The 16,339-nt window shown below is 72.4% G+C and carries 12 protein-coding genes and 3 pseudogenes; 2 read left to right on the top strand and 13 right to left on the bottom strand.

What is annotated here, in order from left to right:
* Window positions 1–12: 12 nt before the first annotated feature.
* From argG to ACGF7U_RS07390, 11 genes and pseudogenes are all read right to left on the bottom strand, one after another.
* Window positions 13–1,464, bottom strand: a complete 1,452-nt coding sequence (argG, locus tag ACGF7U_RS07440; RefSeq protein ID WP_393103935.1) for an argininosuccinate synthase — start codon at window positions 1,462–1,464, stop codon at window positions 13–15.
* 128 nt (window positions 1,465–1,592) lie between these two features.
* Window positions 1,593–1,763 (bottom strand): annotated as a pseudogene (locus ACGF7U_RS07435) (integrase core domain-containing protein); the annotation flags it as partial.
* Window positions 1,764–1,868: 105 nt separating this feature from the next.
* Window positions 1,869–4,403 carry a Tn3 family transposase gene (locus ACGF7U_RS07430; RefSeq protein ID WP_393103932.1) on the bottom strand — a complete coding sequence of 845 codons (2,535 nt, stop codon included), beginning with the start codon at window positions 4,401–4,403 and terminating at the stop codon, window positions 1,869–1,871.
* Window positions 4,404–4,427: 24 nt separating this feature from the next.
* Window positions 4,428–4,886, bottom strand: a complete 459-nt coding sequence (locus ACGF7U_RS07425; RefSeq protein WP_393103930.1) for a Tn3 family transposase — start codon at window positions 4,884–4,886, stop codon at window positions 4,428–4,430.
* 174 nt (window positions 4,887–5,060) lie between these two features.
* A pseudogene (locus ACGF7U_RS07420) lies at window positions 5,061–5,574 on the bottom strand (transposase); the annotation flags it as partial.
* 47 nt (window positions 5,575–5,621) lie between these two features.
* Window positions 5,622–6,471: pseudogene (locus ACGF7U_RS07415) on the bottom strand (TrmH family RNA methyltransferase); the annotation flags it as partial.
* Between the two features lie 9 nt (window positions 6,472–6,480).
* The gene (locus ACGF7U_RS07410; RefSeq protein ID WP_393103928.1) at window positions 6,481–7,044 is read right to left on the bottom strand and encodes a dihydrofolate reductase family protein; all 564 of its coding nucleotides are present in this window, start codon (window positions 7,042–7,044) and stop codon (window positions 6,481–6,483) included.
* A gap of 157 nt (window positions 7,045–7,201) precedes the next feature.
* Window positions 7,202–9,409: a transglycosylase domain-containing protein gene (locus ACGF7U_RS07405; RefSeq protein WP_393103926.1), complete on the bottom strand. Its 2,208-nt coding sequence runs from the start codon at window positions 9,407–9,409 to the stop codon at window positions 7,202–7,204.
* A gap of 179 nt (window positions 9,410–9,588) precedes the next feature.
* Complete coding sequence (locus ACGF7U_RS07400) at window positions 9,589–10,395, bottom strand: hypothetical protein (RefSeq protein ID WP_393103924.1); 807 nt, start codon at window positions 10,393–10,395, stop codon at window positions 9,589–9,591.
* 146 nt (window positions 10,396–10,541) lie between these two features.
* Window positions 10,542–11,648 carry an SPFH domain-containing protein gene (locus ACGF7U_RS07395; protein ID WP_393103922.1) on the bottom strand — a complete coding sequence of 369 codons (1,107 nt, stop codon included), beginning with the start codon at window positions 11,646–11,648 and terminating at the stop codon, window positions 10,542–10,544.
* Between the two features lie 4 nt (window positions 11,649–11,652).
* Window positions 11,653–12,126, bottom strand: coding sequence for an NfeD family protein (locus ACGF7U_RS07390; protein ID WP_393103920.1), 474 nt, complete (start codon window positions 12,124–12,126; stop codon window positions 11,653–11,655).
* Between the two features lie 106 nt (window positions 12,127–12,232).
* Between ACGF7U_RS07390 and ACGF7U_RS07385 the strand changes: the two genes are divergently transcribed.
* A complete protein-coding gene (locus ACGF7U_RS07385) occupies window positions 12,233–13,549 on the top strand; it encodes a serine hydrolase domain-containing protein (protein ID WP_393103918.1) in 1,317 nt (438 codons plus the stop codon).
* A 46-nt stretch (window positions 13,550–13,595) separates the two neighbouring features.
* On the opposite strand, the gene ACGF7U_RS07380 is transcribed toward ACGF7U_RS07385, so the two are convergent.
* Entirely contained in the window at window positions 13,596–14,408 is an 813-nt protein-coding gene (locus ACGF7U_RS07380; protein ID WP_393103916.1) for a DUF3097 domain-containing protein, read from the bottom strand.
* 200 nt (window positions 14,409–14,608) lie between these two features.
* On the opposite strand from ACGF7U_RS07380, the gene ACGF7U_RS07375 reads away from it, so the two are divergent.
* Window positions 14,609–15,403, top strand: a complete 795-nt coding sequence (locus ACGF7U_RS07375; protein WP_393103914.1) for a hypothetical protein — start codon at window positions 14,609–14,611, stop codon at window positions 15,401–15,403.
* A 109-nt stretch (window positions 15,404–15,512) separates the two neighbouring features.
* Here the strand turns inward: ACGF7U_RS07375 and ACGF7U_RS07370 are convergent, their stop codons facing one another.
* Window positions 15,513–16,292, bottom strand: a complete 780-nt coding sequence (locus tag ACGF7U_RS07370; protein ID WP_393103912.1) for an HAD-IIA family hydrolase — start codon at window positions 16,290–16,292, stop codon at window positions 15,513–15,515.
* Between the last annotated feature and the right edge of the window lie 47 nt (window positions 16,293–16,339).

The following is a 16,339-nucleotide window of genomic DNA, read 5'->3' as shown; positions in this document are numbered from 1 at the left end:
CCGAGGCGTCGCTCAGTCGACACCGAGCTCCATCGCGGCGCGGTCGAGTGCCTCGTCGTCGGCGGACGGGATGCCCCGGGAGGCGATCGCCTCCGCGCCGCCCTGCGGCATCGCACCGATCAGCCCGGTCGAGGCCGCCTGCGCGGCGCCGACCATCCGCTGGGGGGCCGCGCCGCCGACCATGCCGAGGGTGGCGTACTGCTCCAGCTTCGCCCGCGAGTCGGCGATGTCCAGGTTGCGCATGGTGAGCTGGCCGATCCGGTCCGACGGGCCGAACGCCGAGTCCTCGGTGCGCTCCATCGACAGCTTGTCGGGGTGGTAGCTGAACGCCGGGCCGTTGGTGTCCAGGATCGAGTAGTCCTCGCCCCGGCGCAGCCGCAACGTCACCTCGCCGGTAACCGCCGTGCCGACCCAGCGCTGCAACGACTCGCGCAGCATCAGCGCCTGCGGGTCCAGCCAGCGCCCCTCGTACATCAGCCGGCCGAGGCGGCGGCCCTCGTTGTGGTAGTTCGCCAGGGTGTCCTCGTTGTGGATGGCGTTGACCAGCCGTTCGTACGCGGCGTGCAGCAGCGCCATGCCGGGCGCCTCGTAGATGCCCCGGCTCTTGGCCTCGATGATCCGGTTCTCGATCTGGTCCGACATGCCCAGGCCGTGCCGGCCGCCGATGGCGTTGGCCTCCAGCACCAGGTCGACCGCGCTGCCGAACTCCTTGCCGTTGATCGTCACCGGACGCCCCTGGTCGAAGCCGATCGTGACGTCCTCGGTCGGGATCTCCACCGACGGGTCCCAGAACTTGACGCCCATGATCGGCTCGACCGTCTCGATGCCGGTGTCCAGGTGTTCTAGCGTCTTTGCCTCGTGGGTGGCGCCCCAGATGTTGGCGTCGGTGGAGTACGCCTTCTCGGTGCTGTCCCGGTAGGGCAGGCCGCGTTCGAGCAGCCACTCCGACATCTCCCTACGCCCACCCAGTTCGGTGACGAAGTCGGTGTCGAGCCACGGCTTGTAGATGCGCAGCTGCGGGTTGGCCAGCAGGCCGTACCGGTAGAACCGCTCGATGTCGTTGCCCTTGAAGGTCGAGCCGTCGCCCCAGATCTGCACGTCGTCGGAGATCATCGCCCGCACCAGCAGGGTCCCGGTCACGGCCCGGCCCAGCGGGGTGGTGTTGAAGTACGCCCGCCCGCCGGAGCGGATGTGGAACGCCCCGCAGGTCAACGCCGCCAGGCCCTCCTCGACCAGGGCGGCGCGGCAGTCGACCAGTCGGGCGACCTCGGCGCCGTAGCTGAGCGCACGGCCGGGCACCGAGGCGATGTCGGGCTCGTCGTACTGGCCGATGTCGGCGGTGTAGGCGCAGGGCACGGCGCCCTTGTCGCGCATCCACGCGACCGCGACCGAGGTGTCGAGGCCGCCGGAGAAGGCGATGCCGACACGTTCACCGAGGGGCAGGGAGGTGAGAACCTTGGACACAGGTAAGATTATGCGCCAGGTCGCATGTCCATGCAAACGCCGCGCCGGCAGAGGCGGATGACCAGACGGCAGACGTGCGCCGAGCTGGCCGGGCCGCCCTGGCTCGCCGAACCCACCGGGCGCCCGAGCTAGGTGTTCCTACCAGAGAGGTTAGGGACACGGCTGGCTGGTGGGTGACCGCCGAGTGCGGTGTCAGCGCGGTGGTGATTGTAGGCGTGGACCCAGGCGGATATCGCCGCTCGGCGGGCTGATTCGGATGAGTACGGGCGGGCGTGGGCCCATTCCTCGGTGGCGGTGCGGTGGAAGCGGCGTGGGTTCCTACTGGTGGGTGGCTGGGCGTATCAGCACGCCTTGTGTACCGGCCGGGCACGCGTCCCTGGCCGCCGGACTGCGTCCGCCAGTGGTCACCTTCGAATCTCCTTGTCGGAGCCGGTGGCGACGGTCCGCAGGGCGCACAGTGTCAGGTAGTGCTTGTCGTGCGAGCCGAGGCCGAGGTAGGTCTCCAGCGGCGCCTGCTCAAGCAGATCGAGGACGGCTGAGATGTGGCGGGAATGGGCGGCCTGGCGGACCAGCTCGGCGTTCGCGTTCGAGCGTTGGCCGCGGGGCGTCCGCAGGAACCTCTCGTGAGCCTTGGCAAGAGCAGCGATCTCCTGCGGGGTCGGAGGCTCGGGCTCCGCAGGCACCTTGTCCCGCTGCTCGGCCTCCCTCAGAATGCGCTCGATTTGCGAAGCGACCTGTGTTCGCAGGTGGCCTGGGCTCAGCTCGACAAACCGCCGCGCCTGGTCCGCCTCGTTCCGCCGCGCGTGCAAGATCGCGATCTCGCGTGACAGTCCGGGCTCGTGCACGCCCTGCGGGTCCCTCGCTCTGACCCACTCGACTACTGCGCCGGCGAGCAAGAGCAGGTCAGCGAAGGTCGCGGTGTTCGGCGGCGGCCACGCGGGCGGCTCGGCCGGGCGAGGGCTGCTCCCTCGGAAGGATTCGACAAGCTCGTCAAGGGGAGGCGTGGCTCCGTCCGCGGCTGCGGAAGCGTTCGGAAAGATCTCCAGGGCGCCCCAGCGTACCGGCCAGGCGAACCGACGGCCCACCGACCAGGCGAGCAGCGCGTCCAGGTCACGTTCCCGGCCGGGAGGAGCGATTACGAGGCCGGGCTCGAACGCGACGCCCCAGGTGCGCGCGTCCAGCGCGAAGGCGGGATGGGGCTGCAAATCCAGGCCGAGGTCCTCCCCATCCTCCTCGTCCACCAGCGGGTTCGATCCGGGCGGCTCCTGCAGGAACTGGAATGCGCCGACCACTTCACCGGTGTCGGCCCAGACGAACCGCAGCCCCGGGAACGTGCCGCCGTCCTCGTTGAGCGAGGTGATGATGACGAGCACGTCGTCTGCACCCCACAGCACCCCGTCCGCGTCCTCCGGTACCTCAACCACCCGAAGTCGCTCGGGGCGTTCGCCCAGGTTCCACACCTCGATGCGGCCCTCGTCGGTCAGGCAGGCGGCCCGGCTGCCATCCGGTGCCCACGCCCACGCAGTGAGGTCAGGCGTGTCGTACCCGGTCGGACGGAGCGCCAGATCCAGATCGTAGTCGTGCTCCCCGGTCGCCTTGACGATACTCACGCCCGGGTGCGCGCCCTCGTCCTTGTGGGCAGGCACCACGACTGCCAGCCGTCCGCCCGGACCCCAGGACAGCAGCGCGGCACCCGGGCGGGCAGCATGCACCGCCACCGGCTTCCCGGTCACCGCATCGCTGAGCACCAGCTGACCACCCCGCTGGTGGGCCAGGTGCCGTTCGTCTGGGCTCCAGGCCGGCAACGGGCCGCGGAAGTCGTGGGTCTGCTTCAGCCAGACGACCCTGCGCGCGGCGACGTCAATCGAGCATGCCCACCCGGACGACGCGTATCCGTAGACACGCTCGCCGTCCTTCGACCACGTGGACCAATCGAGACAGAGCGGCCCTCCGTCGAGCACGGCGAGCATCTCATCGGACAGTGACTCGACCGGGATCAGAGACTCGATGTCCTCGAGGTCATCGACGTCATCCAGAGAAACGAGCCGGCCTCGTTTGTCTTTTAGGTACCAGCCGCCCCACATCACCACACGCTCGCCATCGGGCGCAAAGGCGAAGCACGGTCGCGAATCACTTACGGCCATCTCGGCGATCGGCTCGCCCCCCAAGTCCTCCTGGTCGCCGAAGGATTCCCAGACCCCCACCTTGAATTTGTGGTGCACCACCGCGACCCGGGAGGCATCGGCCGACCACTGGACCATGTGGCGGTCGCTCTCCCAACCGACACCGCCAGGAATACCGTCGATGACATTGACGCAGCGGCCGGTGGCGACCTCCCAGATCTGCAGTACACCACCGTCGTCGAACTCCTCCCCGACCCTGCTCCCGAGTGCCAGGTACCGGCCGCAGGGGCTGAGCACATACGTCAGCACCTTGGCCCGGTGCGTGTCGGCATGGCGGAGAAGGGCGCCGTACGCTTTGATCTTCGCGGTCGCGTAGCGATGCGCCTCGGTGACGCCGTGCACCCGTTCCAACGCGGTGAGCGCATCACGGAGCGGCGGCAGGTCGCGTGCAGGCGTGAACGCGGACCAGTCGGCAGCGTCAAGCGTCTCCAACACCGCGTCGGGATCCTTGTCCGTCTCGAGGTGGCGTCGGGCGGGGGAGAAGAAGCGACGCATCATGTGATCATCAGCCATACAGAGGACTCTAGGCGTCAGCACTGACAGTCCAGTTACCCCGTAGATTCGGATAAGTTTGGATTCGTTGCCCAGGCACCGCAGCAGCGCGGCCGAGGAGAGCCGGCCCTCGCGGATCGAGAGGACCACGCGCATGGAATCTGGCCAGTGGTTTTCGATCAGCCGCCAGTTGATGACATCCTTCTCCGAACACGTATCACCGTAGACGATGTCCACCGTGACCTCGGACTCGTTCTTCAGCAAGCCCTCGAACAGGTAGACGGCCTCTTACCCGCCACACGGGATGAAATGACTGAAGAGCGCAGCATGGATATCTGAAATGTGCCCCATCGCGATCCCGCCGAAGCCGCCATAGCGGATATGGGACTCCGCCAGCAGATTGTCCTCCCACGTGTCGTACTCGGAGCCGTCGATCCCGACCTTGGACACATCGCCCCACACATGCGCGAGGTCGAGCTGGTCGAACATGTCGGCCGCCGCCAGGAACTCCTCGGTGCCGGCCTCCCTGGTCCTCACGTAGTGCTCCAGCGACTGCTGCTCGACTTGGCCCATCGCCCGCCAAGCCCGGTCGATCAGGTCCGGCCGGGCCACCGACCGGCCGGTCAAGCCGGCGTACAGCCGGATCACCCCGGACTTCACGCTCGGCATCCCATCCGGCAGCACCATCGCCGCGCGGTTCGCGTCCGAGGCCGCGCCGCGTTCGTCGGCGCGGGCGCGTCGACGCACTGCGGCTCCCACTCCACCCGGCCTGGGACTCGCGCTGGTCGGTCGGGTTGACGACCGCCGCCGCGAACAGCCCGAAGCGGTACGGCGTCGTCGCCGGGGCGTCCACGTACATCAGGGGCTGCGCCGCCCGTCATCTCCTCACCGGCTGGGGTCGCGCCCGAGCTGGCGCGGCCCGTCAAACGGGTAGCTCAGACCGCCGACGCGGCGGGCGACCTGGTCGGACCGTTCGGGGATGACATGCCGGATCCCGCGAGAGCGCAAAGCTCGACGGGTCGAGGCGGGCGTATCCCTTGTCCGCGATCAGCACGTCGGGGCGTTTGGGGGCCGGCCGGGTCCGGGCTCGTTGACTCGGATCGCGTCGAGCAGGGCGAGGAGCTGAGGGTTGTCGCCGACCTGGCCTGGGGTGAGCAGGATCGACAAGCGCCGGCCGCTGTCCGTCGACGGCGAGATGGATCTTCGTGCTCAGCCCGCCGCGTGATCGGCCGATGGCCTCGCCATCTTGCGCACCAGGCGTCGCCGGACTTGTCGCAGAGCCCCTTTTTTTGCGGGCGCCTGACGGATCGCCCTCGGGAGGGTCCTCGGTCGGGCAGTGGTGATCCCGCCACCGCCCCCGCGAACCACCTGGCTCGGGAAGCAGCGGCGCGATCACCGCCCATGCCTCGTCGGTCAGTTCACCACGACGTACCACCGGCACATCGTCAACGATCAACCACTACAAGATCGACAGGAGACGCCCTAGACCGGATCGTCGCGGCCCAGCTCCCAGCAGGCCACGGCGGTGGCGGCGGCCACGTTCAGCGAGTCCACGCCCCGCCGCATCGGGATCACCACCCGCGCGTCGCTGGCGTGGATCGCCGCCCGGGTCAGGCCGGCGCCCTCGGCCCCCATGAGCAGCGCCGCCCGGGCCCGCTGCGCGGCGCCGAGCCGCTGGATCGGCATCGCGTCCGGCGCCGGGGTCATCGCCAGCACCGTGAAACCGGCCGCGCGGACGTCGCCGAGCGCGTCCGGCCAGGGCTCCAGCCTCGCGTACGGAATCGCGAAGACCTCGCCCATGCTGACCCGTACGCTGCGCCGGTAGAGCGGGTCGGCGCAGGTCGGCGAGAGCAGCACGGCGTCCACCCCGAGCGCGGCCACCGCCCGGAAGATGGCGCCCAGGTTGGTGTGGTTGTTGACGTCCTCGAGGATGACCACCCGCCGGGCTGCCGCCAGCACCTCGGCGGCGGCCGGCAGCGGCTTGCGCCGGAACGACGCCAGCACGCCCCGATGCACGTGGAAGCCGGTGGCCCGCTCCAGCACGTCCTGAGTGGCCGCGTAGACGGGGGCGTCGCCCGTGTCCAGGTCGGCGAGCTGGTCGACCCGCTTGGCGTCCACCAGGTACGACCGGGCCGGGTAGCCGGCTCGCAGGGCCCGCCGCAGCACCAGCTCACCCTCGGCGATGAACAGCCCGTGCGGCGGCTCCCAGCGGGTACGCAGCTCGACATCGGTCAGCGCGCGGTAGTCGGCGATCCGGTCGTCGTCCGGGTCGGTGATCTGGTGGACTGGCACCCGCACGATTCTGCCGGACGCGCCGCGACGCCCCCGGACCCGGCCGGCGTCAGCCGGCCCGGTGGTGTCGCAGCAGCACGGAGGTGCCGTCGAAGGTCCGCGACTCCACCAGGCGCAGCTTCAGCCGCTCCGTGGCCGAGAAGACCGGTTTGCCGCCGCCCAGCACCACCGGGTGCACGAAGATCTGGTACTCGTCGACCAGACCGAGCGCGGTCAGCGCGGCGGCGGCTTCGGCGCCACCGGTGAGCAGCAGGTCGCCGCCCGGCTGGGCCTTGAGCGCGTTGACCTCCCGGGCGAGGTCGCCGCCGCCGACCACCTGGGCGCCGTGGTCGGCCTCGGCGAGCGTGCGCGAGATCACCACCTTGGGCGTGCGCCGCCAGATCGGCACGAACGCGAGGTCGTGCGGGTGGTCGGAGATCGACTCCGCCTGCGGCCAGTAGGCGGCCATGAACTCCCAGACCCGGCGGCCGTAGACGAGCGCGCCGGCCCGGCCGCACTGCTCCAGCGAGAAGGCGGACAGCTCCGGGCCCATCTCCGGCCAGTCGAACTCGCCGTTCGGCCCCTCGATGAACCCGTCCAGCGACTGGTGCACCAGGTAGATCATCTTCCGCATGGCCCTGCTCCCCTCGGCGTCGGACGCCCCTCGTGGGCGTTCTCGCCAGGGGGTCGGAGCGGCGACACCGGATCCGACAGCCCTGGGGAAATTTTTTAGGGATTTTTTTTCCGCCGGACCGACCCGGGCGACGGCCCCGGCCGGCCCGGCGCCGTCGTCAGCCCCGGCGCTCGAGCCAGCGCCGCAGGTCGGCCAGGCGCTGCTCGTCCGAGGGCCGCCGCTCCTCGGCGGGACGCTCCTGCACCCGGGGGCGCTCCACCGGGCGGCGCGGGTCGCCGACCAGCTCGCGGCTGGGGGCCGCGAATGCCTGCTCCGGCTGCCCGTCGACGGCGGTGGCGATGACCCGGGCGACGGCGTCGATGACCTTCGCCTGCACGGCGGCGCCCACCGAGTCGGTCGGGTCGTCCGGGTTGGCGGCGATGCCGGCCACCGCCACCTGCGGGGTGAAGCCGACGAACGTCTCCGTCGCGTTCCGCTCCGAGCTACCGGTCTTGCCGGCGACCGGGCGGCCGTCGAGGATCCGGTTCACCGAGGTGGCCGTCCCCCCGTTGCACTGCCCGAACGCGGACTGCTGGCCCACCGGGCAGCGCGCCGCGTCGGTGGCGGCCCGCGCCACGTCGGCGTCGAGCACCCGGCGGCAGGACGGCTCCCCGACGGGCACCCGTTCGCCGTCGGGGGCGGTCACCGACACCACCGGCAGCGGCGTGCAGTAGTTCCCCTCGGCCGCCACCGTGGCGTAGGCGTTGGCCAGATCGAGCGGGGTGGTGGCGGCCACGCCCAGGGTGAACGAGCCCCAGTTGGCGGCGTCGTTCTCGGCGAAGGCGGCGTCGGCGTCGGCCCGGAAGGTGATGCCGAGGCGCTGCGCCATCTCCACCACCTTCTCCTGCCCGACCTGCTCGGCCAGCCAGACGAAGTAGGTGTTCACCGAGCGGCCGAAGCCGTCCCACATCATCCGGTAGCCGTCCATCCACTCCGGGTTGGCGTTGGCCGGGCACCACCGGCCCGCGCAGCTTCCCTCGCCCTCGGCGGCGTACCGGGTGGGCAGCCGGCTGGGCGCGTCGAAGCCGGTGGCCAGGGGCTTGCCGGCCTCCAGCGCGGCGAGCATGGTGAACAGCTTGAACGTCGAGCCGGCCTGGTAGCCGTCGACGCTGTCGCCGCCGGAGATCAGCGGGTTGACGGTGTTGGGGCGGTTGGCCTGCCCGTCCGGGTTCGCGTCGAGGCTGTAGTGCCGGTTGACCGCCATCGCCAGCACGCGTCCGGTGCCCGGCTCGACGGCGGCGATGGGCAGGGCGCGCTTGTCGTCGTAGGAGTAGACGCGGGTGGCCTGCTTCTGCGCGGTGGCCTGGACCTGCGGGTCCAGCGAGGTCACCACGGTGTAGCCGCCCCGGCGCAGCGCCTGCTCGCGCTCCTCGACGGTGGCGCCGAACGCGGGCTGCGCGAGCCACCACTGCCGCAGGTAGTCGCAGAAGAAGCCCCAGTCGTCGTGGGCCTCGGCGACGGCGGTGCAGCCGTTGGGCTGGGCGGTGGGGCGCAGCGTCAGCTTCTCGGCCCTGGCCCGCGCCGCCTGGTCGGCGGTGATCGCCCCGGTCTCGACCATCGCGTCCAGCACGTAGCCGCGGCGCTCCAGCGCGGCGTCCGCGTCACCGTCGATCGGGCTGTACGCCTCCGGCGACTGCACGAGGCCGGCGAGCAGGGCCGCCTCGCCGAGGGTCAGGTCGGCTGGCGCCTTGGCGAAGTAGCGCTGGCTGGCCGCCGCGATGCCGTACGCGCCGGAGCCGAAGTACGCGATGTTCAGGTAGCGGTTGAGGATCTCGTCCTTGCTCAGGCGCTGCTCCAGCGCCGTCGCGTACCGGATCTCCTGGATCTTGCGCCCGACGGTCTGCTCGGTGGCCGCGGCGCGCTCCTCGGCGGTGCGGCCCGGGTCGGTCTTCAGCACGTTGCGGACGTACTGCATGGTCAGCGTCGAGCCGCCCTGCTGGCCACCGCCGGAGACGTTCGACACCACGGCCCGCAGCAGTCCGCGCAGGTCGGCGCCGCCGTGGTCGTAGAACCGCCGGTCCTCGGCCGCCACGATCGCCTGCCGCATCACCGGGGCGATCTCGTCGAGCGGCACGTCGGCGCGGTTCACGTCGTAGAACGTGGTGATCAGCGTCTTGCCGTCGTTGGCGTAGAGGTAGGAGCGTTGCGGCGTGGCCGGGGTGCGCAGCGCCTCGGGCAGCGCGGCGTACGACCCGGCCGCCGCCTTGGCGGCGAACCCGAACAGCAGGTTGCCCGGCAGCGCGGCGACCGCCAGGACGAGGCCGGCGAGCACGCCGGCGAGCAGCACGGTGAACAGCCGCGACAGCGGCGGGCGGGGTGGGGCCATGGTCTTCAGGATTGCCACGAAAGCCGCTAAGCGGCCACTCGCGCGGCCCTCCTGTCAGCAAATTCACCGCCCTCTGCCAGCGACTTCCCATCCCGCCCGCCCCGGCGTCCCCCTGCGCCCCACCCGCCCCGGCGAGCAGGGCGGCGCGACCTCCGGGCGGCCGGCGCGGCGGGACGTGCTCAGCCGGTGGCCAGCGGGCCGTTCGGGCCCGGGCCGGTCGGGGCGGCGGCGGTGGCCAGGCTGGCGCTCGCGGCGTCGCGGGCGATGTCCCGGGGCACCAGGCGCCCTGAGCGGTAGCCGATGCCGATGCCGGCGATCAGCACGAAGATCGCCCCGAAGGTCTGCAGCGAGCCGATCAGCGCGCCGCCGAGACCCAACAGCGGGGCGGCGATCATCAGCATCGTGCCGTCGCCGATGCTGAACGTCCCGGACCGGGCCACCGACCAGCCGGTCAGCAGCCAGCCCAGGCTGTAGCAGGTCGCCCCGACGAGCACGAGCCCGCGGGCGGTGGTGCCGAAGACCGGGGTCTGCTCCGCCAGCCCCGCGAAGGGCAGCATGAGCACCGTGCCGGCGATGGAGACCAGCAGGCCGGACGCGGCGGCCCGGCGGCTGCGGGTCGCCGCCAGCAGCCCGGTCAGCGCCAGCAGGGCGAGCAGCCCGAGCCAGACCGACGCCACCCAGCCCACCAGGTACAGCGGCCGCCCGTCGGCCGGGTACGGGTCGTTGCCCACCCCGCCGTCGCTGGCCATCGCCACGACGCCGTAGAGCACGGCGTACGCGGGGAGCAGCCACACCGCGGCCCGGGCGAGCCGGCGCAGCGACCAGGCCCAGCTGGCGTTGGTGGCCGGCCCGGCCGGCGTCGGATCCCCGACGAACGGCAGCACCCCGAACCCTCCGCCGGTACGCCGGCTCCCGAGTGGTCCGGTGGGGTCGTGCGCGCCGGGGACCGGGGCCGAGGACCACACCCGCTTCGCCGGATCCTTCATGCGTCACCTCGCTCGTCCGCGAGCGGTGCGGGACGCGCCGGGGCGCCCCGATGCCTGGTCACCACCCGTCCTAGGACCGATGGTGGCAGGGACCGGAGCGCCCCATGAGTCTTTCTCGCATTTCCGGGCGATCGTCGCCCGGCCGCTCAGCCCCGCTCGCGCTGGTCGGCGGGGTCGTTGAGCAGGCTCGCCGGGGAGACCGGCTCGGGCGCCGGCAGCCCCTGCGGCTTGCCGCCGCTGGCCTGCGCCTCGGCGACGCGCACCTCGTCGTGGATCTGCTGGGCGGCGGCGGCCGCGGCCTGCGCGGCCTCGGCCGCCTCGCGCTGCACCTGGCTCGCGTGGTCGGCCGCCTCCGGCGCCGGGGCGTCGCCGACCATCTGGCTCAGCCCGCCGAGCGCGCCACCCATGCCCTCCAGCGCCTTGGTCAGCTCGGCCGGCACGATCCAGACCTTGTTCGCGGTGCCGTTGGCGATCTGCGGCAGTGCCTGGAGGTACTGGTAGGCGAGCACCTTCTGGCTCGGATTGGCCTGGTGGATCGCGTCGAACACCGTCCGGATCGCCTTGGCCTGGCCCTCGGCCTGGAGGATCCGCGCCTGCCGGTCACCGTCGGCGCGCAGCACCGCGGCCTGCTTCTCACCCTCGGCCGTGAGGATCTGCGACTGCTTGTGGCCCTCGGCGTTCAGGATCGCCGCCCGGCGGTCCCGTTCCGCGCGCATCTGCTTCTCCATCGAGTCCCGGATGCTCGGCGGCGGCTCGATCGCCTTGATCTCCACCCGGGTGACCTTGATGCCCCACCGGCCGGTGGTCTCGTCCAGCACGCCGGAGAGGTGCCGGTTGATCTCCTCGCGGCTGGTCAGCGCCCGCTCCAGGTCCAGGGAGCCGATGACGTTGCGCAGCGTGGTGACGGTGAGCTGCTCGATGGCCTGGAGGAAGTTCGAGATCTCGTAGGTGGCCCGGACCGAGTCGACCACCTTGAAGTAGAGGACCGTGTCGATCGAGACCACCAGGTTGTCGGAGGTGATCACCGGCTGCGGCGGGAAGCTGACCACCTGCTCACGCATGTCGACCTTGGTCCGGACGGCGTCGATGAACGGGACCAGGAGGTTGAGCCCCGGGTTGAGCGTGCGCTTGTACCTGCCCAGCCGCTCGACCACGTCCTGGCGCTGCTGCGGCACGATCCGCACCGCCTTGGCCAGGGTGACCACCCCGATCAGCGCCACGGCCATCAGCAGGACCGGGATCACGAATTCCATGTACTCACCTTTTCGCTTCGGGTAGCTCGCCGGAAGGAGAAACGTCGTCCCGCCACACCAGGGCGGTGGCGCCCCGGACCTGGATCACCTGCACCCGCTCACCGGCGGCGAAGACCTGGCCCGTGTCGTAGGAACGGGCCTGCCACAGCTCACCGTCGATCTTGACCATGCCCTGCCCGGCGTCGACCCGCTCCAGCACCAGCGCCGTGCTGCCCTCGATCGCCTCCACGCCGAATGCCTGCCCGCCGCTGTCGAGCGCGGAGCGCCGGTGCCGGCGCAGCGTCGGCCGCACGCCCAGCACCGTCAGCGCCGACACCGCCGCGAAGACGACCGCCTGCACGCCGACCGGCGCGCCGAGCGCCGCGGCGCCGGCGGCAGCGAAGGCCCCGGCCGCGAACATGATCAGAAACAGCGTCGTCGTGAAGATCTCGGCGACCGCCAGGACGACACCCAGCACGATCCAGAACACGGCGTCCACCCCACGATCGTGACACGCCGATGCACGCGCGACCGAACCTCGAAGATCAGTAAGCTCGGCGGCACGCCAGCGGCCCACCCCACCGGGCCCCGAGGGAGGAGCGCCCGTGTCCCTGCTGCCCGCCACCGCCCGCCAGGTCGACACCCTCGTGGCCGAGGCGCAGTCCGCCGGCCGCACGCCGTCGCTGGTGATCGGCGTGGTACGCGACGGCGCGCTGACGCACCTCGCCACCGCCGGCGCGCACCCGCGCCCCGACGCCGACCTTCAGTACCGGATCGGCTCGATCAGCAAGACCATGACCGCCGCCCTGGTCATGCAGGAGCGCGACGCCGGCCGGCTGGCCCTGGACGACCCGCTGGAGAAGCACCTGCCCGGCACCCCCGTCGGCGCGCTCACGCTCCGGCAGCTGCTCGGCCACGCCAGCGGCCTGCAGCGCGAGCCGGAGGGAGCCTGGTGGGAGCGCGCCGAGGGCGCCGACCTGGCCACCCTGCTGGCCGGGGTGACCGCCGAGAAGATCGCCTACCCCGCACACCGGTCCTACCACTACTCCAACCTGGCGTACGGGCTGCTCGGCGGGGTGCTGGAGCGGACCACCGGCACGCCCTGGGCCGACCTGCTGCGCGAGCGCCTCCTGGAGCCGCTCGGCATGCGCCGCACGACGTACGCGGCGACCGAGCCGTTCGCCCGCGGCTACGTGGTGCACCCGTGGCACGACACGCTGCGGGAGGAGCCGCGTACCGACACCGGGGCGATGGCACCGGCCGGGCAGCTCTGGTCCACCGCCGAGGACCTGGCCCGGTGGGCGGCGTTCCTGGCGGAGCCGGCGCCGCGGGTGTTGGCGGCCGAGACGGTGACCGAGATGTGCGCCCCGGTGGTGATCAGCGACCTCGACTCGTGGACCGGCGGGCACGGCCTGGGGCTGGAGCTCTACCGGCAGGGCGAGCGGGTGTACGTCGGGCACGGCGGCTCGATGCCCGGCTACGTGTCCGCCCTGACCGTGCACCGCCCGTCCCGCACGGCCGTGATCGGCTTCGCCAACTCGTACGGCTTCCGCACCGGCGGGATCGGCGGGCTCGCGCAGCGGATCCTCACCACCGTGCTCGACGCCGAGCCGGCGCTCCCGCGGCCGTGGCTGCCGGCCGCCGCCGCCCCGCCCGCCGAGGTCGACGAGGTCTCCGGCCGCTGGTGGTGGATGGGGGCGTCGCTCGACGTCACCTGCCACGCGGCCGAGGGCGAGCTGGTCGTGTACGTGCGCGGCGAGCGGGTGAGCACGTTCGCCCCGGAGGGGCCGGACCGCTGGCGGGGCCGCTCCGGCCCGGAGAACGGGGAGGTCCTGTCGGTGCTGCGCGACGAGGCGGGCCGGGTGGTGGCCCTGGACATCGCCACCTTCGTCTTCACCCGCACCCCCGACCAGGAGCCCTGAGCGCCCGTGCCTGGAGCCGCCGGCGGGCCCGGCGGCCCGGCGGCGCTCAGGCCGGTTCGGTGACGAAGTCGATCAGGCGTTCCATCGCGTTGATCAGCGGGGTCTCCACGTCGGCGAAGCTGTCGACCCGGGACAGGATGTGCCGCCACATGTCGGCCGGCTCGGCCACCCCGAGCGCGGCGCAGACCCCCTCCTTCCACGGCTGTCCCGGGGGCACCACCGGCCAGGCCCGGATGCCCAGCGCCGCCGGCTTGACCGCCTGCCACACGTCGACGTACGGATGGCCGGTGACCAGAACGTGCGGGGAGGTCACCTTCGCCACGATCCGGCTCTCCTTGGAGCCGGGGACCAGGTGGTCGACGAGCACGCCGAGGCGGCGGCCCGGACCGGGGGCGAAGGCGCGCACCTCGGCGTCGAGGGCGTCGATGCCGTCCAGCGGCTCCACCACCACGCCCTCGACGCGCAGGTCGTCGCCCCAGATCCGCTCCACCAGGGCGGCGTCGTGGATGCCCTCCACCCAGATCCGGCTGGCCTTGGCGACCTGGGCGCGGACCCCGTCCACGGCGATCGAGCCGGAGGCGGTGCGCCGGCGGGCCGCCGGTACGGGGGCGCGGGTCGGCCGGCGCAGCGTCACCGGCTGCCCGTCGAGCAGGAACGCGGCAGGCAACAGCGGGAAGTTGCGCCGCCGGCCGTGCCGGTCCTCCAGCACCACCGCGCCGGACTCGAAGCCGACCACGGCCCCGCAGAAGCCGGAGTCGGCGTCCTCGACCACGAGGTCCGCTTCGGCGTCCACCTCGGGCGTGACCTTCCGCCGCCGCCAGTCCCCCGCCAACACGTCGTCCGCATAGCGCCGCCCCATGCCACAGAAGCTAACCCCCCGTTCGCACCCCCGCACCCGACACGCCGCGACGACGCCGGGGCGTCGATCATGCGGTCGAATCACCCGGGAACGGGGCACAGCTCCACGTTCCGCCCGCCACGGCCGCATGATCGACATGGCGGGGACCTCACGGAGCGGCAGTCGAGACAGGGGCGGCGGTGACCACGTACCCTTTCGGCATGTCCACCCCCGCAGCGGGCGCGGCCACTCCCGCGCCGCGCCGGTCCAGCCGGTTCGTTGCCTGGGTGCGCGCGTGGCGCGCCGGGCTGGTGCCCTTCGACGAGGTCGCCGACGCCATCGCCGGTGACGAGGAGCACCTGGTCGCCGACGCGCCCGGCACCTGGACCGACGTCCCGCTGCCGCAGGCGCTGCCCACCCTGGCGAAGCTCTCGCCGGACGAGATCCGGCTGGTGCTGCCCGCACCCGGCGACCCGCGCGGGCTGCCCGGCCCGGGCGACTTCGCCGGCGCGGCGCTGCTCGCCGGCGAGGCGGTCGTCGCCGGGAGCCTCGGCCTGATCCCGCACGTGCGCACGCACACCTCCGGCTCCGGCGACACCTTCGAGACGGTGCTCTGGCGGGTCTACCCCCTGCCGGCCGACGCCCCGGCCGCCTCGCTCACGCTGCCCGGCGCCGCCGAGGCCGAGGCGGAGCTGGCGGCGGCCCTGCACGACACCACCGCCGCGCTGACCCGGCTGGACGTCGCCCAGTGGCGGCCCGAGCTGGCCGGGGCGCTGGAGGCGCTGCGCCGGCCGGACGGCGCCACCGACCTGCCGCCCGGGTTCGACCCGCGGGCCCGCCGGCTGTTCGCCCGGGCCGCCGTGCTCGACCGGGTGCTCGCGCTGGCCGGGCACACCGCGCCGGGCGGCGCGGTCAACAACTACGAGGCCCAGCAGCGCGACGCCGCGCTGCGCCCGCTGACCACCGCCTGCCGGCAGGCCCTCGTGGCCGCCTGCAACGCCCCGCTGCGCCCCTGACCGCGCGGGGCCTACCGCCCGGCGGACGGGCAGCGTCCGCGCGTCAGACCTCGTCGATCAGGTCGGCCGCGCGGGGCCTACCGCCTGGCGGACGGGCGGCGTCCGCGCGTCAGACCTCGTCGATCAGGTCGGCGACGGAGTTGACGATGCGCGACGGGCGGTACGGGTAGCGCTCCGCCTCGGCGCGGCTGCTGATCCCGGTCAGCACCAGGATCGTCTCCAGACCGGCCTCCAGCCCGCAGAGGATGTCGGTGTCCATCCGGTCGCCGATCATCGCGGTCGTCTCGGAGTGCGCGTTGATCGTGTTCAGCGCCGAGCGCATCATCATCGGGTTGGGCTTGCCGACGAAGTACGGCTCGACCCCCGTCGCCTTGGAGATCATCGCGGCGACCGAACCGGCGGCGGGCAGCGCGCCCTCCACCGACGGCCCGGTCACGTCCGGATTCGTGCAGATGAACCGGGCGCCGTCGTTGATCAGCCGGACGGCCTTGGTGATCGCCTCGAAGCTGTAGGTGCGGGTCTCCCCCAGCACCACGTAGTCCGGCGCGAAGTCGGTCAGCACGTAGCCGACCGCGTGCAGCGCCGTGGTCAGCCCGGCCTCCCCGATCACGTACGCGGTGCCGCCCGGGCGCTGGTCGGCCAGGAACTGGGCGGTGGCCAGCGCGGACGACCAGATCGCGTGCTCGGGCACGTCGAGGCCCATCCGGCTCAGCCGGGCCTGCAAATCGCGGGGCGTGTAGATCGAGTTGTTCGTGAGCACCAGGAACGGCTTGCCCGAGGCGCGCAGCCGGGAGACGAACTCCGGCGCGCCGGGCACGGGTTGGCCCTCGTGCACCAGCACGCCGTCCATGTCGGTCAGCCAGCTCTCCACCGGCTTGCGGTCCTGCATCGTCACTCGTTCCAGGGGTGTCGGGGGCGCCGGAGGGCCGGCGCGGC

The sequence above is a fragment of the Micromonospora sp. NPDC047670 genome, from assembly GCF_043204915.1.
Taxonomy (GTDB): domain Bacteria; phylum Actinomycetota; class Actinomycetes; order Mycobacteriales; family Micromonosporaceae; genus Micromonospora.
The sequence above is the reverse complement of the archived record's forward strand: the minus strand, read 5'-3'. Positions and strand labels throughout refer to the sequence as shown.